Raw genomic sequence first — 23,027 nt, 5'->3', positions numbered from 1 at the left:
ACGAAGGAAAAGTGCAGAGGGAGGCGAATTTTGCCTCTCTTTTTTTGTGGATAACGATGTGGATAAGTTATTGGGCCTAAAATCATCCCGTTTAAATTGTCGAAACAATCCGGCAGTGGATAGCTTTTCACTTGGATGAAAATGCTAAAAGCAAAAACAGTGGGTGAATACACTTGAAGTTAAAAATAGCAGGCATAATTGTGGGTATCTTGACGTTAATGTTTGAGTTGTCCACAAGTGTAGAAGCTGGAATCGATCCATCCATCCACAGCAAAGTAAAGTCCAAGCAGGTGACGGTGATTTCGATACCGGGTTTATCGTTCATGGAGGTCCGACCCGATCAACTTGTGGAGCTCCCTCATTTACGGCGACTGACGGAGTTAAGTGCAGTTGGAGCTATGAACATTCGCACATCGAGTCGAACGATGAGAGATGTGTATGTCTCGTTGGGAGTAGGAGCACCTACCGTAGGAGTCGCAGAAGTGCAGGCTTTTACAGCAAATGAAACAAGGCAAGGCATTCATATTTCCGAACTTATGAATCGTTACATAGGTCGTGGGGAAGATAGACCGATTGAGGCTGACTCTGTGCTGGTGCCTGACATCACGATGCTTCAGCGGGCTAATGAGAATCAAGGTTATGGAACAGGCATCCTAGGGGAAATGTTGAAGGAGTATGATGTTTATCGCGCTGTGCTTGGAAGCAGTGATTTAGGGAAGAGGTCAGGCATCGAAGAAAAGAAATTGCGGCGCTACAGTCCGTTCATGCTGGTTGATTCCAATGGTTTTGTGGACAAAGGTGCCCTCGGAGATGATGCCGTAACTGTGGCTGTGGATAGACCATACGGCGTTAGTACCAATTATGCACAATTGCGTTCTTTGTGGGAAAAAAGGATGCGGCCTAGCATTACACTAATCGAATTAGGTGATTTGTACAGACTATATTCGGATCAAGAGCATTACACGGAGGAACGTTTCTCGCAGTTGAAAGGTCAAATCTTGAAAGAGATGGATGAGTGGATAGGTCAAGTGGTGGCAGGGATGACGGAGGAGGAAAGCTTATGGATTTTCTCTCCGGAAGTGAATAGTGAAGCGGCTAAAGCCAAAGCCTATTTATCTCCTATCCTTCATTACACGACCGACAGCAGAGGGGCAATTCTGGTTTCGGAATCTACTCGCAGGCAAGGTGTGGTCACGGCACAAGATTTCACAAGTTCGCTGCTAAAAGAGTTCAACATCCCGGTGCCGAGTAGGTTGATGGGCATTCCTTTATCCACTATGGGGAAAAGTGAAGCTCTTGCTGGACTGGTCAGGGAACAAAGCAGCATGCAGATAATTTACCGTAGTAGGCCGCTGCTGCTATATCCTTTTGTTACTTATGAAATGCTCGTATTGCTCTTGAGTTTGATGTATGGTCTGTGGATTAAAAAAAGACTGGCAGACCGTGAATATCTCGAAGGAAAGGCATTGCCTTGGCGCAGGAGTATGCGTACGCTGCTCTTCTCGCTGCTTACGGCGCCTGCTGTTATGCTGTTAATGGGCTGGTTGGTTGTTCCTCTGACAACGAAAATAGGGATCGAAGGGACGATGCGTGTGCTGATTGCCATTTTTATGGTGTGCACGCTGTTTATTTCTGCTGTTATGGAAAAATGCCGCTTAACCACAGCCATGATCTGGCTTGGTCTTGGGAATGCGCTGATCATAACGCTGGATGGCAGTACAGGGGCCCATGCCATGAAGTATTCCATTCTGGGTTATGATCCGATGATTGGCGCCCGCTATTACGGCATCGGGAATGAGTACATGGGCGTCCTGATCGGCGCTCTCGTACTTGGCGTGACGGCGGCTTTGCAGCGCCGTCATGGGGGTGGGCAGCCCGCGCTGCGCGGCGGCGGGCTGGAGGGCATTGGCCCGCTCCTTGCAGGGAGCGGGGAGATGGAGACTTCGCCTCGCCTCGGGGTCGCGGCGGCTTCTCCTACCGCCGCGCTGCTCGCGTGCGGGGCGTTCTTGCTCGTGACGGCCTGCCTGGCGGCACCGTCACTCGGCGCGAACGCGGGCGGCGCCTTGAGCGCCGCGGTCGCCTTCGGCGTAGCCGGCGCGCAGTGCTTCGCCGGCGAACGCTGGCGCGAGCTGCGCCTAGGCAGGGGCGCAGCCCTGCTGTCGGCGCTGCTCGCGCTGGGGCTTGGGGCGCTGTGGCTGCTCAACAGCGCCGATTCTCCCGCGGCATTCGCGCGGGAGAGCCATGTCGGGCGTGCGTTTCACGCGCTGCACGCCGGGCACTTCGATCAGATCGGACAGCTGATCGAGCGAAAGCTGCGGATGAACGTGCACTTGCTTCGTGCATCCGTGTGGAGCAAAGTGCTCATCACCAGCCTCATCGTTATGGCTGTCCTTGTGCTCCGTCCACGCGGCCGTCTTCGCTTGTGGCAGCACAAATACCCGTACTGGATGTACGGGTTCTCGGCCAATATGATCGGAGCCATCGCAGCGCTGCTGCTTAACGACTCCGGCATTGTTGCAGCAGCGACGTTGATCATTTTCGTCGCTGTACCGATGCAGCTCCTGCGATTGAAGGAGCTGCATACAGAAAAAACCGCCTCCGAGGCATGGATTAAGGCGAGTGGTCCTTCTTGATCTCTCGTGCAACCTCGCGAGCGAGCAGAAACGGGTCTGAGAGAAACAAATAAGCTCTCTCACCGCGGTAAATCTCCGTTCATAGGGACATGAATCCGCTGAGAGGTCGTTTTAGTTCCTCTCAGGTCGCCTCGCGAGCAGAAATGCGTCTGTTCAGCGCTCTCAGCTTAGAAAAACCTCGCCACTGAGGCATTGACCAGCTGAGAGGTCGTTTTAGTTCCTCTCAGGTCGCCTCACGAGCAGAAATGCGTCTGAGAAGTCGAATTCAGCACTCTCATCTCAGAAAAACCCCGCCACTGAGGCATTGACCAGCTGAGAGGTCGTTTTAGATCCTCTCAGGCCGCCTCACGAGCAGAAATGCATCTGAGAAGTCGAATTCAGCGCTCTCATCTCAGAAAAACCCCGCCACTAAGGCATTGACCAGCTGAGAAGTCGTTTTAGTTCCTCTCAGGCTGCCTCACGGTCCCGATTCAGCGCTCTCAGTCCAACAAACCCCCTGCTTCTGAGGCATTGATCCGCTGAGTGATAAACTATCAAGCCAACAAAAGCTCCCACTCCTCATAACAAGCAGCGAGCGCACCCTTCCGTTCATCAACGGCAGCGGTCTTCTCCTGAACGAGGACATAGTCATTGTACACAGCTGGGTCAGCAAGCTCCGCCTCCAAGGCGGACACTTCGTCTTCCAGCCGGGCGATGTCCAGTTCGAGCTGCTCCAGCTTACGCTGGCGGCTGCGTTCTTCGCGCTTCGCCAGCTTGTCTGCTTCGTACCCGCCACCACTGGCGGGTTCACTTTTTCCAACCGAGCCGCTGCCTCCAGCGGCCTTCTTCTCCGCTTCTTTGGCCAGCCGCTTCGCTTCCATCTCGGCAAGCTCAGCCTTTTTCTCCACATAATCGTCGTAGTTACCGAGATAGCTCGTAAGCCCATCCTTTTGCAGATCCAGCATACTCTCAGCCATCTTGTTCAGGAAGTAACGGTCATGGGAGATGAAGAGAAGAGTGCCCTCGTAATCCATCAAGGCCGACTCCAAAACCTCTTTGCTATACAAATCCAAATGGTTGGTAGGCTCATCGAGGATCAAAACATTCGCTTTTTGCAGCATCAGCTTGGCTAAGGCTACACGGGCTTTTTCCCCGCCGCTTAAGGCCGCGACTTTTTTGAACACATCTTCGCCGCTAAAAAGAAAGTTTCCGAGCACCGTGCGAATCCGCGCTTCCTCCAAATGAGGATACGTGTTCCACACTTCCTCCAACACACTGTTGGACGGAGTCAGTCCGGTTTGCTCCTGATCGTAGTAGCCAATCGTGACGCCAGCGCCCCATTTGAAGGTGCCTGCGTCTTGTTTGTGCTGACCAATTAATGTTTTGAGCAGGGTGGATTTCCCTACACCGTTAGGTCCAATGAGTGCGGCGGTTTCCGAACGACGGAGCTGGAAGGAGACGCCATCGAGCAGCCGGTGCTTTCCATCATAGGAAAGCGCCAAACGGTCAACCTGCAGCACTTCCTTACCGGAAGTCTGCTCGATTTCAAAAGAAAACGAAGCCCGCTTCAAATCCCCCATCGGCTTGTCGAGTCGATCCATTTTTTCCAGCTGCTTGCGGCGGCTCTGCGCTCTCTTCGTCGTCGATGCACGCACAATATTGCGCTGAACAAAATCCTCCAGCTTGGCGATTTCATCCTGCTGCTTTTCGAACTGCTTCATTTCAATCTCATAATTAGCTTCTTTAATCTCGATGAATCGGGAGTAGTTCCCGGTATATCGTTTGGAAGCATTTCGCTCAATCTCATAGATAGAAGTCACCAAAGCATCCAGAAAAAAACGGTCATGAGATACGACCAGAATAGCACCTGGATAGCCGCGTAAATAACCTTCCAGCCAAGTTAGTGTCGAGATATCCAAATGGTTCGTAGGCTCATCGAGCATGAGCAGATCGGGCTCTTCGAGCAGCATTTTAGCAAGGGCAAGCCTTGTTTTCTGACCGCCGCTAAGCGTTTGGACTAACGTATCCGGAGAAAATTGTCCGAAGCCCATCCCGTGCAAAATACCGCGGATTTTCGCTTCAATTTCGTAGCCGCCATGCTCACGGAACCATTCGGAGCGCAGTGCGTAACGATTCATCGTGGTTTCGTACTTTTTTTCGTCCGAGATTAGTTCAGGATCTGCCATTAACGCTTCCAGTTCACGAAGTTCTCGCTCCGTTTCCAGCAAGGAACTGAACACGCTGAGCAGCTCGTTCCAGATAGACTTATCTGTTTGTAGTCCGCTATTTTGCTTCAAATAGCCGATTTTCGTTTCCTTTGCCTTGAATAAGTCGCCGCTGTCATAGGACATTTCGCCGGCAATAATTTGGAGCAGCGTCGATTTACCGGCACCATTCACGCCCACTAAACCGATCCGTTCCCTGTTTTCGATCTGAAGCGTTATATTAGAGAGTACGGAACGTACTCCATAGCTTTTGGAAATGTTAGAAACCTGTAATAGCATCTGCTGCTACCTCCTGCTTATTAATGAAAGGACCTGATCTAGCCCGCGCTTTCGCTCTCTTATATCCCATCAATTCACTAGTATACACCATGCGAGGCGGCATCGTATGCTTAATTTTGCATAGATCAGAATGGGTGGGGATGGGTAAATGGTACTTTTGAGGCATGCTAAGCATATAGGCTATAGGTTCTTGCCCCAGCAGCATTCACGATTATGACGTTTAATATCCGTCACGGTGAAGGTTTAGATGCTAGAGTAAATATGTAGATGGAAAAAGGATTGATCACATCTTTACAAATAGGAAGAATGTCCAATCTTCATGGGCGATTCCGACGATATTCTCGGACCATTTTCCCGTAATAACGCTCATTCGACTGGGGTCTTCGGTGCGAGTATAGTTTTTTTCCTTGTTTATGTTAAAATGGGGGAAACCACTCCTCGTTAGGGAAGGGCTGAAGCTAGTATGAACATCCGAGAGCGGAAAATCGAATTACGCAAAGAAATGGAAGAACTGCGCTCCTCCATCATGTCTGAAGAACGTGAAGAGAAGCAGCAGCGTATAAATGAAAGATTGAAAAAACTATGCAGCGATAGGCTTCTTGGGCATGGACAGAATGAAACGTCCGCTCCGCCTACGATCATGAGTTATATGCCTTTTCGGTCTGAGCCGGATGTTGCCCCTCTGATGGAATGGTGTTGGCAGCAGGGAATTCGTGTGCTTGTGCCGAAGGTTGTAGCAGATACGAAGACGATGAATTTGCATGTCATAAGCAGCTATGAAGATGTGGAGAGCGGGGCATATGGCATCAGAGAACCTCGCAGCGAGGTGCCGATTGAGCACGATTTGTCCACCTTATCTATGATCTTAGTGCCAGGGCTTGCTTTTGATTTGGATTTCGGAAGACTGGGCTATGGGGGCGGTTTTTATGATCGCTTCATGCAGTTATTTGCTGCGCGCGGGCTTAAGAGACCATTTGCGGTCGCGGCCGCTTTTGATAATCAATTGATTCCTGCGGTTCCTTCTTCCTGGCATGATTTCCGAGTTGACGGGATCGTTACCGAGAGCAAAATGGTCTTCAAAACCGAATCCTAAAATAGAGGTGAGTGCTTTGCCCGATTCTTCCCCATTAACCCATTTTAATGAGCAGGGACGAGCACGAATGGTCGACATTTCGGATAAAACAGAAACGAAGCGTACGGCTACTGCACGTTCCACTTTAATTATGAAGAGCGAGACGCTTGATTTAATTAAGCAGGGTAAAATGAAAAAAGGCGACGTCCTCGCCGTTGCGCAAGTGGCTGGCATCATGGCCGCCAAAAAAACGTCAGACTGGATTCCGATGTGCCATCCGATTGCGCTGACGGGTATTGATATTCAGTTTGCTGATAATGGCAACAATGAACTATACATAGAAGCAACTGTCCGGACGACGGGTCCGACTGGCGTTGAGATGGAGGCTTTAACAGCCGTATCCGCCGCCGCGTTAACCGTCTACGACATGTGCAAAGCCGTAGAGAAGGATATGATTATCAGCTCTACGCTGCTTGTCCTCAAAACAGGCGGCAAAAACGGGGATTTTCACAGACAAGATAGTTGACAGTGACGCGACTAGACAGATAAAGCAGTTTTATTCATAGAAATGAAAGTCGACGATCACTCAGGTTAGTGGGGTTATCTCATTCAGTTAACAAGGGAGAGGTGACGAAGGATGCACTGGAAAGTTGCGATTTTGACAGCCAGTGACCGCGGTTACCGAGGAGAACGAGAAGACACTAGCGCTCAGGTAATCCGCGAGCTGATTGAAGAGGAAATTCAAGGCGAGATCATCGAATACCGGGTCGTTCCGGATGAGATGGATGAAATCATGGCTTCATTAATAGAAATGACGGATTATTATCAGGCAGATTTGATTTTAACGACTGGCGGAACGGGACTAGCCCCCCGAGATGTGACACCGGAAGCAACGCTCAATGTCATTGATCGGGTAGCACCGGGGTTTGCCGAAGCTATGCGAATGATTTCGATGCAAAAAACGCGGAAAGCCATGCTTTCCAGAGCGGTATCCGGCATTCGCGGGCGCACGCTGATCATTAATTTGCCGGGCAGTCCTAAGGGCGTGCAGGAGAATCTGATGGCGATTATCGATCAGCTTCCGCATGCGCTCGGGATTCTGACGGGCAAAGAAGGTGACCATGGGTGAGTGCTAAACATGACTCGATGCTGCGCGAGGTCAAAGTGGAGGATGCCATCGGCATGATTCTACCGCATGATCTGACGCAGATTCTGCCCGGCGAGTTTAAAGGGCGCCTGTTTCGCAAAGGCCATCAGGTGACGGAGGCCGATATTCCTGCGCTGCTGAGCATCGGCAAAGAGCATATTTATGTGATGGAGCTGCAGCCTGGCTTCCTACATGAGGATGAAGCTGCGCAGCGCATGGCGAAGGCGATCGCGGGGGATGGGCTCACGCTGACGGAGCCGCATGAGGGCAAAGTGAACGTGAAATCGGCGATTCACGGCTTGGTCAAGATCGATAAGGCGTTCGTCGACAGTGTGAACGCCATCGATGAGGTCGTGTTGTCGACGATTCGCAGCAACACGGTCGTTCAGGCAGGCGCTTCGCTGGTCGGCACGCGGGTGATCCCGCTGATTGTGGACGAAGCGAAGGTTGTGGAGGTCGAGCGCCTGGCTGCCGCTCGCCGTGAGGAGGGCTTCACCTTGCTTGAGGTGAAGCCGTTTCGCAAGCTGCGCGTCGGCGTGATTACGACGGGCAGTGAGGTCTTCAAGGGCCGAATTAAGGATAAATTCGGCCCGGTCGTGAAGGAGAAGGTCGCGCAGCTCGGCTCCGAGGTGGTAGACCAACGCTTCGTGTCGGATGACAGCGAAGCGATTGTTGGTGAGATCCACGCGCTGATAGCGCTGGGCGTGGATCTGGTTTTGGTCACGGGCGGCATGTCCGTGGACCCGGACGATCGCACACCGGGTGCGATCAAGCAGGCCGGCGCCCGCGTGGTCAGCTACGGCACGCCGATGCTGCCGGGCTCGATGCTGATGATCGCCTATCTGGGCGATGTGCCGATCATGGGCTTGCCGGGTTGCGTGATGCACGACCCGTACACGTCCTTTGATGTGCTGCTCCCGCGGATTTGCGCTGGCGAGGCCATCGTGCGCAGCGACATTACGGAGATGGGGTACGGTGGGTTTTATCAGTGCTAGCTTCTTGAGCCAGCGCTAGATGGTCAAAGCCTGCTAGTTAAGATTGCTTCGATTTTGTTGGTGTAAAGCACATTCGACATTTTTGCTGCATTTTGTGCAGGTGATTGGTTGAATTTCTTTCATATTTAGCAATTTACTGCAAAATGTACATCTCTTTTGGCGCATTGGTGGTAAATTGGCTGTTTTTAGCTGATTTTGATGTATAAAATGCAGGTAAAGTGGGCCGTAGAGGTGAAAAGTAGCCAAATAACTGCACTTTTTGCAGCTAATGCAAAAGTGTGTGACTATAGTGAAGGTGTTCTCTGCACACAGTTACCACTCACTAGGAGATTTCGTTGCCGATTAAGCGTTTGCTAATTTGTTATACGGTTTAATTGAAGTCGCAACAAATAATGGAGATGAAGTCCATGTTTCAAAATATCGGTTTCACCGAGCTCTTATTAATAGCAGTCGTTGCGCTTGTCCTATTTGGACCGCAGAAGCTGCCCGAAATCGGCCGTGTGCTTGGGCGCGCGATCAGAGATTTCAAGAAAGGCGCTCACGCCCTGCTGAACGATGAGTCTGAAGAAGCGGCGGCGCCGAAGCCGGCAGCCCAGGTCAAACCAGATCCGCAGGTTTCGACTCAAGTCCGAGCGGCCTCGTCAAATCCTTTCGAAGCAGATGCTACTTCCGAGAGAGCGGCGGTTGAGTTCGTTACGACAGCTCCCTCATTAGTCAAGTCGAGTGTCGAACCGAGTACAGCTGCACCAGAAGTCGCGGAGTCAGATACTGCTGCTACTGCGGAGCCAGAGGCTGTCCAAACGGTTGTCCAGCTCGAACAGGCAGCGGTACCCGTGTTTGCCTCATCGGTTGACGCATCGTTTGCACAATCGGGTTCGACTGCTGCAACAGCAGCATCCGTCCCGTCAGCAGCAGCGCCCGCTGTAGAGGCACCGTCGGTCACACCGACGGCACCTGCTCGAACGGACGCACAGCCTGCCTCCACGGCAGCGCCGCAAAGCAGCACGCGGCGTCTACCGGACTAGCCGCTTTCTTTTCAGCATAACAAGTGCTTCAGCCGTATAGGTTTGATCCACTAGATCAGGTTGGTGAAATATGACAACGAACGAAGAAATGTCACTCGTAGAACACCTTGGTGAGCTGCGCAAACGAATCATGTGGGTACTGGCAGTCCTGGTCATAGGGATGGTAGGCGGATTAATCAGCGCGAAGCCGATCATTCGTTACCTCAAAAACATTCCGCCTGCTAATAGCATTAGTTGGAACGTTTTTTCCCCGTGGGATGCCCTGCGCTTATATATGAATTTTGGATTGGCCGTAGGGATTCTGATTACCCTCCCGGTTATTCTTTATCATATATGGGCGTTTGTTAAGCCAGGCTTGCGTGAGGCTGAGCAGAAGGCTTCGATTATTTATATTCCTTATGCGTTTTTGCTATTTTTGGGAGGTCTTTCCTTCGGGTATTGGGTTGTTTTTCCGATGGCCTTTTACTTTACTTCCTCCATTAGCCATAGTCTCGATATCACGGAGATGTATGGCGCAGCACAATATTTTACATTCATGTTCAACATTATTCTTCCGCTGGCCATTACGTTTGAAATGCCTATTGTCGTGATGTTCCTCACGAAGATTCGCCTTTTGAATCCGAAGCTTCTGCACAAGTTCAGGAGATATGCGTACATGCTGCTCGTTATTCTGTCTACGGTAATTACACCGCCAGATGCGATATCGGCTATATTAGTGGCTTTGCCGCTTATTGTTTTGTATGAATTTAGCGTATTTATGTCGGGATTCATCTATCGCAAACAGTTGGCGAAGGATGCTGAGTGGGAGCGGGAGTTTGGTCCTAAATAATAAAACAGTCTGCCTAAAGTGCAGGCTGTTTTTCTTTTTTTAGAGGGAATATTTGTTTTTCATTTGGGTAGAATGAGGGGGGTGCCCGAAAGAATGAAAAATGTGTAAAAGGACTTGCAAATTACTCCCAGAATGAGTATCATAAGAATTGTTGTTAGCACTAAACACATTCGAGTGCTAATAACCGAATACACCCAATACCAATTTTCTAAAGGAGGCTATTTTTCCATGATCAGACCGTTAGGTGATCGAGTAATCATTGAAGCCGTTGCGAAAGAGGAGACTACAGCAAGTGGCATCGTGCTGCCAGATACAGCTAAAGAAAAACCACAAGAAGGTAAAGTTGTAGCTGTAGGCGCAGGCGCGTTGAAAGATGGCGTACGTGTTCCGCTTGAAGTAAGCGAAGGCGACCGCATCATTTTCTCCAAATACGCTGGAACTGAAGTGAAATACGAAGGCCGCGAACTGTTGATCTTGCGCGAAAGCGACATTCTCGCTGTATTAGCCTAATTTAGCAGGATATAGATCGGCACTGCGTTTACTTAGTTTTTCCGTAATACTACTTACTATGTACAGGTTCTAAATTAGAGGAGGTTTCCTATCATGGCAAAAGAAATTAAGTTCAGTGAAGACGCACGCCGCGCGATGCTTCGTGGGGTAGATGCTTTAGCTAATGCTGTAAAAGTAACCCTCGGTCCTAAAGGCCGTAACGTTGTTCTTGAGAAAAAATTTGGCAGCCCGTTGATCACAAATGACGGTGTTACAATCGCGAAAGAAATCGAGCTTGAGGATGCTTTCGAAAACATGGGAGCACAACTTGTTAAAGAAGTTGCTACCAAAACAAACGATGTTGCTGGTGACGGTACAACAACTGCAACGGTTCTAGCACAAGCTATGATCCGCGAAGGTTTGAAAAACGTAACTGCAGGCGCTAACCCAATGGTTATCCGCAAAGGTATCGAGAAAGCTGTTAAAGCGGCTGTAGAAGAGCTTCAAGCTATCGCGAAGCCAATCGAAGGCAAACAATCCATCGCACAAGTAGCGGCAATCTCTGCTGCTGATGAAGAAGTAGGCGAACTGATCGCTGAAGCTATGGAAAAAGTAGGTAAAGACGGTGTTATCACTGTTGAAGAATCCAAAGGATTCTTGACTGAGCTCGAAGTTGTAGAAGGTATGCAATTCGACCGTGGTTACACTTCCCCATACATGATCACTGACACGGATAAAATGGAAGCTGTCCTTGACAACCCATACATCCTGATCACTGACAAAAAAATCTCGAACATCCAAGAAATCTTGCCTGTTCTTGAAAAAGTGGTTCAATCCGGTAAGCAACTTCTGATCATTGCTGAAGATGTTGAAGGCGAAGCACAAGCAACGCTTGTTGTGAACAGACTTCGTGGCACATTCACTTGCGTAGCTGTTAAAGCTCCAGGTTTCGGTGATCGTCGTAAAGCTATGCTTGGCGATATCGCTGCTCTAACAGGTGGTCAAGTGATCACAGAAGAGCTTGGTTTGGATCTGAAATCCACGCGTCCTGAGCAATTGGGTAGCGCACGCCAAGTTCGTGTAACCAAAGAAAACACAATCATCGTTGATGGCGCTGGCGACAAAAAAGACATCGGCGCACGTGTTACACAAATCCGTTCCCAACTGGAAGAAACTACTTCCGATTTCGATAAAGAAAAATTGCAAGAGCGTTTGGCTAAACTTTCTGGCGGCGTAGCTGTTATCAAAGTTGGCGCAGCGACAGAAACTGAGCTGAAAGAGCGCAAACTTCGTATCGAAGATGCTCTGAACGCAACTCGTGCAGCTGTTGAAGAAGGTATCGTTTCTGGTGGTGGTACAGCCCTCGTTAACGTATACAACGCAGTAGCTAAAGTAGCAGCAACTGGCGACGAGCAAACAGGCGTTAACATCATCCTGCGCTCCCTAGAAGAGCCAGTTCGCACAATCGCAGCTAACGCTGGTCAAGAAGGCTCCGTAATCGTTGAGCGCCTCAAAAACGAAAAAGTAGGCATCGGCTACAACGCAGCAACTGGCCAATGGGTGAACATGTTCGAAGCAGGTATCGTTGACCCTGCTAAAGTAACTCGTTCCGCACTGCAAAACGCAGCATCCGTAGCAGCTATGTTCTTGACAACTGAAGCGGTTATCGCTGATAAACCAGAAAAAGACAAACCAGGCATGCCTGATATGGGCGGCATGGGTGGAATGGGCGGCATGATGTAAGCTTTACATCAGCCTCATATAAGCTGTAATGAAAGGCTCCTTAGGGAGCCTTTTTCATTTTTTCGGTTACGTGCCATGCGAGTAAGGATTATAAAAGGATGTGCTCCTGGTATTTCATAAATTGTAGTGCTCATTTTAGGGGGACCACGAAGTCCGAAGCATTAGCTTTTCGGCTAATTTGTTTTCACAAATAAGTCATATTCTACATATTTCCAGATCCATAAATTCATGTTACGATTAATGGCATCTGAATATTTCGTATACGAAATATTCGCATTCGAAATAACAATTATTCTTATGTTTTTTAAGGGGGAAGTGGTTTGGAAGAGGTTAGAGATCTTGTGGCTGAATTTACGAGGCTGCATAAGCTGCGTGTATCTTTAATGTATCGGGAACTTCAACGGGAAGAGTTAACGGGACCACAGTTGTTTATTTTAAGGGAATTGTTTATGAAGGAACCGAGAAAGCTTGGGGATCTCGCTCATGCCGTGCAGCTCAGTAATAGTACGGTTTCCGGTATTGTGGACCGGTTGGAACGTGATGGATTGGTGGAACGCAAGAGGGATGAGCAGGATCGAAGAATTGTCTGGATTGGTACGACTGATTTCTGTCAACAGATGAAGAAAACGAAGCTTGAGACGATTACACAGGAGTTCTACGCAGGTTTGGAGATGGCATTTACACCTGAGCAGATTGCGACATGTAAAGAAGTGATCGGAATACTCATTGAACATTTGGAGAAAAAGCTGGAGGGAACGGAATGAAACGTAAATTGGTTCTAATTATTATTCTGGCTGTTATGGTTATTAGCGGAGCCAGCATCGGCGGTTATTACTGGTATCAGGGCGCTAATTATGTAGCGACAGACAATGCCCGTCTCTCGGGAGATATTTACCGTGTCATGCCTCGAATTGCGGGCAAAATTAACACGCTGGGCATAAAAGTAGGCGATACGGTTGTGGCGGATCAAATTGTCGGTCAGCAGGATATTACGAATTTATCGAATAGCTTGCTCGATCAAGCGACTTTGCGCACTCCGATCGGAGGAACTGTGATTCAAACCGCCGCAAAAGTTGGCGAAGTCGTCGCTCCCGGGCAATCGGTCGCAATGATTGTGGATAAGAGCGCCTTATTCGTATCGGCAGATATTGATGAAACGAAGATCCGAAAGATACATGTTGGACAGTTGGTAACGTTTAATGTGGATACATATAGTGGAACAGATTTCCAAGGGAAAGTAACGGAGATTGGTCAAGCAACAGCTTCTACCTTCTCATTGCTTCCGACAACGGGCTCAAGCGGGAACTTTACAAAAGTTACACAGCGTTTAAATGTAAAAATATCTATTGACGATCATAAGGGATTAGATCTGGCGCCAGGTATGAATGCTGCGATCAAAATCCATATCAAAGGGGAGTAAGGATTACCCATGAAAAAACATCTTAACGTCGTTGTATCTTTAAGTGTTCTGGCAGGTTCCCTTATGTTTGTTAGCGGCTGCAGTTCTTCACAAACAAGCGCTGCGCAATCAACAACACCTTCAGTCAAAGTGATTACGATCGGCAGTTCGAATGCAGCTGGAGCGAGCGGTAAATTAGCGGCGGATCAAACAGTTCAAGTGGTGTCCAAAATAGGAGGTAAAATTACTTCTGTTTCTGTAGATGAAGGTGCGAAAGTAAAGAAGGGCGATCTACTTGTTCAACTCGACACCGAAGATTTAAGCCAGCAGTTGGATCAAGCACAAGCCGGACTGACGGCTTCGCAGGCGAAATTGGCAGATACGGCAGCAGGCGCCCGTTCACAGGATCTGCAAGCGGCAGGTGCGGCAGTTGAGCAAGCCAAAGCGGCAATTAATCAAGCTAAAGCGGGAGTGTCACAAGCGAAAGCAGCTTTTGACCTCGTAACTAAAGGCTACAATCATGCGAAAAACTTTTATGATCAAGGCGAAGTCAGTACGGACGACCTGGATAAAGCGACACTGGATTATGAAAAAGCAAAAGCAGCTTATGAATCCGCTATGTCGCAGCAACAAGGTGCGAACGCTCAATTGTCTGCCGCAGAGGCTAAGCTGAGCTTGGCCAAAGAAGGCGCAACTGCTAATATGTTGGAGCAATTGAAAGCCGACGTCTCAGCGAAACAAGCTGGTTTGACGCTAGTTCAGAATGCGGTGAAGAATGCTGGGGTAGTTTCACCAATTGATGGTGTCATTGTAAAAAAGAATGTGAATGTGGGAGAAATGGCACAAGCTGGAGCAGCTTTATTGACGGTTGTAAACATAGATCAGGTGAAAGTGGAAGTCAGTGTCCCTGAGGGAATGGTCAGCTCCATTAAACAAGGAGCGAAAGGAACCGTGACGGTGCCCAGTATTCCAGGTAAAACGTTTGAAGGCACAATCACATTTGTTAGTCCGGTTTCTGATACAAATAACAACACCTTTCCTGTTAAGTTAACGGTGGGCAATCCGGATGGATCCCTGCATGCGGGAGCTGTTGCCAGTGTTGCTTTCGGAGCAAGCAGTGGCGAGAATCGCGTTGAAATACCGAAAGCCGCCCTTTTGCAAAAAGACGGCAAGACGGTCGTTTATAAGATTAGCGGTGACACCGTTCATCCTGTAGAGCTGCAGACAGAAGATAAGAACCAAGATTGGGTATACCTCAAAGGGACTGCAGCATTGCAACCTAATGATAAGATCGTCCTGAATCCTGGCGATAAGCTAACTGACGGTGCTAAGGTTCATGCCGAGTAAAGGAGGCTGCAAGGATGTCATCTGTATCGACGGAAGCGGCTGCCCCCGAGGTTAAGCCACAAGAGGAGAAAATAACAGGTTACCAATGGTTAGCTCTATTAGTACTCATTCTAGGTACATTTCTTGCGATTTTAGATAACAGTTTGATGAATGTTGCGATACCAAAGTTAATGTCTGTCTTTGGCTCTACGTCGACACAAATTGAATGGGTTGTTACGGGCTACATGCTCGCTTCAGCGGTTGTTGTACCCATGGGTGGTTTCTTATCAGATCGTTTTGGTTACAAAACAACGTTCCTGACAACGGTAGTTGCTTTTGTTATCGGCTCGATTTTGTGCGGGATCGCTTGGAGCGACACCAGTCTTATCATATTTCGTATTATTCAAGGACTTGGCGGAGGCTTTATTATGCCTGTAGGTATGGCAATGCTCTACCAGATTATGCCCCGCAGCAAAATTCAAGTTGCTATGGGAATCTGGGGGATCGCTGCTATGGCGGCGCCAGCCATGGGTCCTACCTTAAGCGGATATCTAGTCGATAACTTTAGCTGGCGTTATTTATTTTACATCAATGTGCCGATTGGAATTGTAGCTGTAACGCTTGGTTTCATTTTTTTGAAGGAGACACCCAAACGAGCTGGGATAAAATTTGATTTTGTCGGCAGTATTTTATGTATGATTGTATTCAGCACTCTGCTTCTTGCCTTAACGGACGGTCAATCCGACGGATGGACTTCCCTCTATATTGTTAGTTTATTTTTCGTTTCGATTTCCAGCTTTATCCTTTTAATATGGGTGGAGCTTGGCAAAGATAATCCCATTATGGATTTCCGATTGTTCAAGAACCCTATTTTTACCCTAAGCTTAGCGGCTTCGAGTTTCGTTATGATTTCCATGCAGGGCGGTGTTTATATGATGCCGATTTTTATGCAAAATGTAACGGGGCTGACGCCTATGCAAACGGGGTTGGTCATGATGCCGCAGTCGATTGCAATGGCCTTCATGATGCCCGTTGCAGGAAAACTGGTTTCCAAATACGGTGTAGTTCCTCTTGGAATAATAGGTTTGACCATTATTGGCTGCACGACCTTAGAGATGCATGTACTTTCTCAACAAACGCCTACACATTGGATCAGCGGTTTGCTCGTTATTCGCGGTATTGGCATTGGTTTATGCATGATGCCGCTGACTTCCGCGGGAATGAACACCTTGCCGAATCAAATGATTGGTAGGGCGTCCTCGGTATCTAATGTTATCCGTAATGTCATGGCATCACTTGGTATTGCGATGTTGACCAGTAATATGAATAATCAAGCGACACAATTTGGGGCCAGATTCAACGAGTCCATTTCTACGAATTCGCCAGCGTATACGGATCTTCAAACGAACGTCGTACATCGTTATTTGGAACTCGGGACGGATGCGAATTCAGCGGCAGGTGGTGTGGTTGGCGTTTTATACGGATTGGTGCAAAAAGAAGCTTTGACAAGAGCCATTGCGGACACGTTGATGCTTTCTTCAATACCGGCGTTCATTGCCATTATTTTAGTCTTTTTCATGCGACAGAAAAAGAAACAGCAGGCGGTAGCACAGGAAAGCGCCGATTCTGATGCTCAGCACCATGTCATGATTGAAATGTAAATATATGCTTGTGAAGAAAGTTTTGCTAGAGCAAAACTCTTAGGAGGAAATAAACGATGAGAATTCAATTCAAACAAGTAGCGATGACGCTCGTTTTGTCTTCCTCGTTGCTGATTTCGGGACTTCCCGCTTTAGCTGATGGAGGAGATGTAACAGCTACAACTGCAAATGCAGCTGAGGTTCATCTGATAAGCGATAACCTTCAAGTAACAGTGGAGGGTGTTTATAATGAGAAAACGGCTAGTGGCGTTCGTCTCGGCGCTGTCATTCGAGTAAACAACACTAGCAGTCAAACGCTGCGTATTCCTGATTATGAGCTTAGAGTAAAAACGACAGACGGTATTGTTTATAGCTTACGTGCAAGCAGTAGTAATGCACGTGGTGTGCAGCCCGATTCTGAAGTCGAGTTGACTTATTTGAAAGTAGTTAACCGACAAACAGAAGTGAATTTGAGCAATCTCTCGCTTGTAGATGTCAATTACGATGTATATCCGAAACAGGAGACAACCTTGCTTACGACTCCATTAGACGGAGCGGTGTGGAATGGCAATCATGGAGAGTTTAAAGACGCATCGCTTATGAAGAAGTGGGGGGAAATCTTCACCATACCGACACTGGAATCACCGCTGCAATACAAAACGGTGGATATTACGAAAAGTAACAGTAATGATGGCGTTGTGTATGTTGTGAAGCTCTTGGTATCCAACCCGAGCGATCAAACTGAAACGGTGCCAACGCTGGAATTGGATGGGAAGTCGAAAACAAAAGTATATATCGGCAAACAGGTTGAAGCAGACTCTGTGAAACTTGATGCAGGTGAAAGCAAGTATGTGCATTTTGCTATTCGGGCGGATATGGATACCGTACTAGACAGCGTTAATGTTCTGACGTCGGAAAGCTTTACACAATCCGATGCGACAGGTAACGTGAAGACCTCGGCTTTCCATATTGGTAAACTGAATGTAGGATTGCCTAGCACGAAGACCGCAGTGGGCAGCTATACCTATGGGACTCCGATTGCTTTCGAAAAATGGAACGAAGTCATTAATCAGGATCTGGACGTTGCATTGGCGGAGCTTCATATTGCAGATAACCAAGATCAAGGAAGTAAGCTGGCTTTTGCTAAGTTTACATTGACGAATAAGGGATTTAGTGAAATTCCCGTTCCAGCATTCCAAACGATGTTATCGAGTCCAACAGGTTTTGACTATACGGGATCTAGACAAAGTGATGTGCCGAAGTCTATTGCCCCCGGAACTTCGACGGTTGTTAGCTATGCCTTTGTTTTGCCTGTAGCTGAAACTAGCGATACATTCACGATGAAAGTGCAAAACGTAATCAATGGTGAAGCTAGCGGAGAAGCGACGCCGACCTTCAAATCAACGATTGCCTCCTATCAGGTAACAGCACAAGGGCAAGATGACAGACATAAAATTTCTCTATTTCCATACACTGTCAATATTAAAGATTATTACTTGGCGCAGATTACGTCCCCAGGACAGACAATTGCAATCAACTATACATATAAATTGCAGATATTTATGGACCTAATTCGTGATCCGCAAGTGTTGGTTGACAACAACTTTTCTAAGTTGAAGTTTGAGCTAGTGGATCCTTCCGGAAGCATCCTAGGTTCCAAGACATTCCCATTCACAGGCACTGATCGTTTAGTAAACGGGAAACAGACGCTAACCTTTAGCAATCTGACGACAGACCAAATTCAAAGTAATGTCATTGTCAGAGTATATGAGGCGTTGAATACACCTTCAGGTGAAGTAGATCGTCTGATTGCGGAATTAAAATAATAATAAGGGCTATCCAATAAAGCATTAGAGTTCGTCAAAGAGACCCTTCACAAGTTCGCTTGTGAAGGGTCTCTTTTTGCGTGATTTCAATTCAAACCCCAAGCCGCAACAACCCTATTCTTCCCCGTCTTCTTCGCAGTAATCTCCGCCGTATCGGCCTGTTCAATCAATTCTTCTATCGAAGTTGGACGACATAGCTCCATGGAAGATACGCCAACGCTGACGGTGATTTGGTAAGGACGCCCGAAGGCAAATTCTCTCTCAATCTCGCCTCGAAGCTGGTGGGCAATCTTGAGGGCTTCCTTCCCATCTGTTTTAGGCAAAATGAGAATAAGCTCTTCGCCGCCATATCGTCCAGCGATGTCGCTCTTTCTTAAAAGAAACCGGAAAATATCTGCGATTTCTCGTAAAACTCGGTCCCCTTCCGGGTGTCCGAACTCATTGACTCTGCGGAAATTATCCACATCGATCATGATCACGGATAAGTCGAGGTTATAACGACTAGAGAGTTCGAATTCTTCCCTCAGCTTTTCCATGAAATAACCGCGTAAATAAAAGCCGGTCAAATTATCAATCACCATCTCTCTATGCAAGAGAACGTTGAACATATGCGGTTTGATGAAAGAAAGGAAATGCTCCATATGCTGCAACTTTGTTTTGGTCATGCCATCTACATAAACCTGAAGCGTAATAGCTTGATCCCCTCGCTGAAAGAGAGTGAAAGTGTGGGCCCAGCTATCTTCACTTCGGCTTTGGTAGGCAATCAATTCATCGTGATCTCTTAGTCCGGAAGCTGTAACGAAAACCTTTTGTTTATAATGCAGCAGTTTGTAGGTGATAGCGAGTTGAATGACTGGAAAGTAGTCGAAAAGTGCCTTGGTCAATCTCTGCATTGTTGTCATCAGATCCAAAGATTCGGTGACCTGTTCACTGAGCTCGATGATGATTTGTAAATCCAAGGAGAGCAGCAGCCAGTGCTCACGATCAGCAATGATTTTTTGGACAAATTCATCCTGCATTACGGCGGGTGAGGCTGGAGTAAAGCTGGGTTGAATGACCTTCTCCATACATACCGTTAAATAGGGCCGCCAAGTGTCCTTTTGAATAATCTGATACCCATTTAAGGCTCGCCTCAAATAAAGCATCGCATGTTGGATATCCCCTTCATACATCGACCTTTCAGCCGAAAGCCTGTAGTAATCAGGCCAAAAGAGGTCATAGGCATATCGCTTCAAATAAGCTTCAAAATGTGCAAACCATACTCCCATTTTCTCCGAGCGAAGCTCTAACAGAAGTGTGAGTAATTCTCGGTAGGCCCAACCTGCATGCAAACCCGAGTTGTTTTTCGATATAAATTGCTCGAAGAGCTGGCAGGCTAGCTCCAGATTTCCCTTCCTAGTTTGGAACAGTGCCTCTAAGAAAGCAGTATTATTCTCATTTTCTAGGGAGACGGGAACCTTCATATGTTGATTTTGTCGAAAGGCGGCATAGCCTTGAAAAATGGACAATAAAGCCATACTTGACTCAGTAATTTGCTGCTCGAGCAAGCTTGTCTCCAACTGCTGAAACAGTGTCCATTGCTCCCATTCCAGTGCGAATAAGAGCTGGTTCGTTAAATAATTCTCTGCTAGATCCTTACGTCGTAGCTCGTCAACCTGCAGCACGCGTTCTTTGTGATAGAGATAGCTGGCCATATCTCCTTGATTCAAAGAAAACTCCATGGCGTTCAGATGGCCTACTTGTTCTTTGATCGTATAGCCGGAACGTTTGGCACCTTCAATTCCCCTGTATACATACGTATTGATCAGCTTATTGTTGCTTTGATAGGAATAAAGGTCGTAGAGACGGAGCATGAGGTCCGTATGAGGAGATGTGTCCAGAAGCGGTTCCAGCTTCGCTGCAATCGATAGCGCCCATTCCTCGGTTTCTGGAAAGTGAATCAGCATGTTGATCGTATAGTAATTCGTAATTTCTGCAAAATGACGAAGGGCAAGCAAATTTCTCTTTGGATAAACGACCTCAGTATAGAAAATGTGCAGCTGGCGCATCTCTTCATCTTGCAGCGGAAAACAGAGATTGCTGGTATTCAGCAAAAATGCTGCCCGTACCCGATCCTCTAGTGCTTGGTTTTCGTCGAAAATAAAGGGGAATAGCTCCGCACGCAGGCTGTAGACATCTAGATCATTTTGCATGATGCGGATATACATCCACCCGAAGCGATCGGTGATTCTGCTTGTTCGTTCGTATACGGATAGCGCCAATTGCTCGGAAAGAGCAAATTGGTTAAGCAGAAGATACATTCGACTTAGCAGTCGGTCAAGGAAACTAAGATAAGGTCTTTCCAACTTTTCGTATAAATATTTGATGCGTTCTAATAATTCAACCTTTTGTCCATAAGTGAGAAGGGAACGAATCTGTTTGTAATATTTTAATAGCAAATAATATTCAACTTTATACTCACTCGCTTGGCTGGACAGTGTAATGAGTTGAGGTAAACCAAGTGGACGGAATTGATGCTGGTAAATTAGTGCAGTTTGGTAGTAAGACATTAGTTGAACTGAAGGCAGCTCCTGCAAGACCAATTCGATAATCTCAGTTGAGATAAATAAACTATCGTTATGACTGACATGAACAAGCCCAAGCTCTGCTAGCCTTGTAGCCGAAGATAGGATGTTTCCCAAATCCACTTCATTAGCCTTAAACAGGGAAAACACGCTTATTGGCATTGGCAAACAGCATAGTAGCCGTAGTAGCTCTAGTTCTTCATTGTTTAAAAGGGCGATGCGCTTAGAAAACAAGTGAAGAGAGTGGAGCTTTTCAAAATCAAGATGGAAGGCAGCTGTTTTGTGCCAGCCCTTGTTGGTGAGATGAATGCTTCCAGATTGAATGAGCTCCTCCAAAATGATGCGGCAGTGACTAAAGTTGATCTTGTGCTCATAAAACCAATTTTTCAATTCGGCAATTAACGTGGAATCAGCTCGTCCAAATAGTGAAGTCAACAGCTGTTCATAGATCGCTTGGTCCGAATGATGGATTTCAAGCGTTTGAAAGGACAAGCTTGTGAACTGTGAAGGTATCTGGCTGCCGCTGAAAATAACATGCAAGCCGGTCATCTCATGGCCATGCTCTCGCCAAAAGTTGAGGAGGATAAGCTGGGAATCTTCATCAAAGTGCTCACTGTTTTCAAAAATATAGAACATGTTTTGAACAGGGAACATCGGGATAATGGAATTGAAGAATTGATACAACCACTCTGTTAGCAAATAAAGGATATCGTCCCCTTCGTAGTGCTTTTTAAGGAGCTGGTCAAATTTACGAGAAAGATTCCGCAGCATGGTAATTGATTCAGGAAATAAGCCATAAGCGAGATGTAAGGTTCGTGAGACCACTTCACGCAAGGTGGAGTATGGAAGTCCTTGGGAGACAATCTTGAAGAAATAGCCTCTTTCTAACATCTCATTGACATGCTGCGTATAAACATCAAATCGAATAGCCTCATCCTCACAAACGAGCCCTAACAAACGCTTCTCATTTGACTCTAAAAAATATTGAAAATGCTTTTGATGCTCTTGCGTAATTGGCGCGGCGGCAGGGTGCAACCATTTTGGGCTGCTATGGTAATTAGGCGCTTGCATCTGCTCAGGCAGTTGAAAAGCTGCTCGAATGATATCGGCAATTTCATCAGCGAATAAGATGGTTTCTGGCTCTGTACGCAGACGCTCTGATAATTTCAGCAGGTTATTAGGCACGGAGTCGGAGCCATATATTGTATGAATCAGTAAATGGATAGCTTCAAAATCAGCAGCTCGGGAAAGCAGAAATCGCCGTGCATAACGTGGAAATAATTTGAACGAAAAGTCCTCCAATAAATGATTAATAAATTCGATAGCGGAAGGGAATGGTTGGACATCGATGATAATGGCTAACGTTTGCGGATCGAAAAAAAGCTGCTCTGGCAGCAAAAAGCCCATATAAAACTGCTCTTCATGCAGGATGGAAAGCGCTTTACAAACGGAAATTAGCAATTTGCCTTTGGATTCATCACTTAATGCTGCTTTTGCTATATGTGAAAGCGGCAAATAGCCTTCTGGCAGTGGAGAAAGCTGAATGACGAGATTACCCTCAACAAGATTCCAACCCAGAGGCTGACGGAAATAATCTCCTTTAGCGGCTTTGGCCCAAGAGAGCAAACGATTCTCGATTTGTTTTTCGTGGTAATAATTCCAAAGCTTATGATGAAGATGCATCTCCGAATAATCAGGAGCATGAGGGTATGTTAAATGCCGAAATTCGGAATTTGTGTTTTGAGTTGTATGATTCATCATACTCCCTCCTCCTTCTAAGGTATGGGAATTCAAGACGCAGGGGATGGGATGATACCATCAAGAATATACCATTGTTCAATTGTAACAAATATATG

16 protein-coding genes are annotated in these 23,027 nt (G+C 47.3%); 14 read left to right on the top strand and 2 right to left on the bottom strand.

Annotated features, from left to right (window positions below; genetic code table 11):
• Nucleotides 1–173: 173 nt before the first annotated feature.
• A complete protein-coding gene (locus NYR53_RS29835) occupies nucleotides 174–2,633 on the top strand; it encodes a hypothetical protein (RefSeq protein ID WP_261302668.1) in 2,460 nt (819 codons plus the stop codon).
• Between the two features lie 533 nt (nucleotides 2,634–3,166).
• Here NYR53_RS29835 and NYR53_RS29830 read toward each other — a convergent pair.
• Nucleotides 3,167–5,116 carry an ABC-F family ATP-binding cassette domain-containing protein gene (locus tag NYR53_RS29830; protein WP_261302667.1) on the bottom strand — a complete coding sequence of 650 codons (1,950 nt, stop codon included), beginning with the start codon at nucleotides 5,114–5,116 and terminating at the stop codon, nucleotides 3,167–3,169.
• Nucleotides 5,117–5,579: 463 nt separating this feature from the next.
• Between NYR53_RS29830 and NYR53_RS29825 the strand changes: the two genes are divergently transcribed.
• From NYR53_RS29825 to NYR53_RS29765, 13 genes are all read left to right on the top strand, one after another.
• Entirely contained in the window at nucleotides 5,580–6,209 is a 630-nt protein-coding gene (locus NYR53_RS29825) for a 5-formyltetrahydrofolate cyclo-ligase (protein WP_261302666.1), read from the top strand.
• Between the two features lie 16 nt (nucleotides 6,210–6,225).
• Nucleotides 6,226–6,714, top strand: coding sequence for a cyclic pyranopterin monophosphate synthase MoaC (moaC, locus tag NYR53_RS29820; RefSeq protein ID WP_261306573.1), 489 nt, complete (start codon nucleotides 6,226–6,228; stop codon nucleotides 6,712–6,714).
• Nucleotides 6,715–6,825: 111 nt separating this feature from the next.
• Nucleotides 6,826–7,317 (top strand): MogA/MoaB family molybdenum cofactor biosynthesis protein, encoded by a 492-nt coding sequence (locus NYR53_RS29815; protein WP_029197035.1) that lies wholly within the window; start codon nucleotides 6,826–6,828, stop codon nucleotides 7,315–7,317.
• 17 nt (nucleotides 7,318–7,334) lie between these two features.
• Nucleotides 7,335–8,330: a molybdopterin-binding protein gene (locus tag NYR53_RS29810; protein ID WP_261306572.1), complete on the top strand. Its 996-nt coding sequence runs from the start codon at nucleotides 7,335–7,337 to the stop codon at nucleotides 8,328–8,330.
• A 407-nt stretch (nucleotides 8,331–8,737) separates the two neighbouring features.
• Entirely contained in the window at nucleotides 8,738–9,355 is a 618-nt protein-coding gene (locus NYR53_RS34370; protein WP_290428969.1) for a twin-arginine translocase TatA/TatE family subunit, read from the top strand.
• A gap of 70 nt (nucleotides 9,356–9,425) precedes the next feature.
• The gene (gene tatC / locus NYR53_RS29800; protein WP_261302665.1) at nucleotides 9,426–10,184 is read left to right on the top strand and encodes a twin-arginine translocase subunit TatC; all 759 of its coding nucleotides are present in this window, start codon (nucleotides 9,426–9,428) and stop codon (nucleotides 10,182–10,184) included.
• A 228-nt stretch (nucleotides 10,185–10,412) separates the two neighbouring features.
• Nucleotides 10,413–10,694, top strand: coding sequence for a co-chaperone GroES (gene groES, locus NYR53_RS29795; protein ID WP_028553854.1), 282 nt, complete (start codon nucleotides 10,413–10,415; stop codon nucleotides 10,692–10,694).
• Nucleotides 10,695–10,787: 93 nt separating this feature from the next.
• Nucleotides 10,788–12,416: a chaperonin GroEL gene (groL, locus tag NYR53_RS29790; RefSeq protein WP_261302664.1), complete on the top strand. Its 1,629-nt coding sequence runs from the start codon at nucleotides 10,788–10,790 to the stop codon at nucleotides 12,414–12,416.
• Nucleotides 12,417–12,736: 320 nt separating this feature from the next.
• Nucleotides 12,737–13,180, top strand: a complete 444-nt coding sequence (locus tag NYR53_RS29785; RefSeq protein ID WP_261302663.1) for a MarR family winged helix-turn-helix transcriptional regulator — start codon at nucleotides 12,737–12,739, stop codon at nucleotides 13,178–13,180.
• A complete protein-coding gene (locus tag NYR53_RS29780) occupies nucleotides 13,177–13,836 on the top strand; it encodes an HlyD family secretion protein (RefSeq protein ID WP_261302662.1) in 660 nt (219 codons plus the stop codon). The genes NYR53_RS29785 and NYR53_RS29780 overlap by 4 nt, the downstream gene beginning before the upstream one ends.
• A gap of 9 nt (nucleotides 13,837–13,845) precedes the next feature.
• Entirely contained in the window at nucleotides 13,846–15,162 is a 1,317-nt protein-coding gene (locus NYR53_RS29775) for an efflux RND transporter periplasmic adaptor subunit (RefSeq protein WP_261302661.1), read from the top strand.
• 14 nt (nucleotides 15,163–15,176) lie between these two features.
• Nucleotides 15,177–16,802 (top strand): DHA2 family efflux MFS transporter permease subunit, encoded by a 1,626-nt coding sequence (locus tag NYR53_RS29770; RefSeq protein WP_261302660.1) that lies wholly within the window; start codon nucleotides 15,177–15,179, stop codon nucleotides 16,800–16,802.
• 56 nt (nucleotides 16,803–16,858) lie between these two features.
• Complete coding sequence (locus NYR53_RS29765; protein ID WP_261302659.1) at nucleotides 16,859–18,607, top strand: hypothetical protein; 1,749 nt, start codon at nucleotides 16,859–16,861, stop codon at nucleotides 18,605–18,607.
• An 86-nt stretch (nucleotides 18,608–18,693) separates the two neighbouring features.
• On the opposite strand, the gene NYR53_RS29760 is transcribed toward NYR53_RS29765, so the two are convergent.
• On the bottom strand, nucleotides 18,694–22,932 hold the full coding sequence (locus NYR53_RS29760; protein ID WP_261302658.1) for a GGDEF domain-containing protein: 4,239 nt from the start codon (nucleotides 22,930–22,932) through the stop codon (nucleotides 18,694–18,696).
• Nucleotides 22,933–23,027 lie beyond the last annotated feature (95 nt).

This window comes from Paenibacillus andongensis, from assembly GCF_025369935.1.
Taxonomy (GTDB): Bacteria; Bacillota; Bacilli; order Paenibacillales; family NBRC-103111; genus Paenibacillus_E; species Paenibacillus_E andongensis.
Note: the sequence above shows the minus strand (reverse complement) of the source record. Positions and strands in the feature narration are given on the sequence as shown.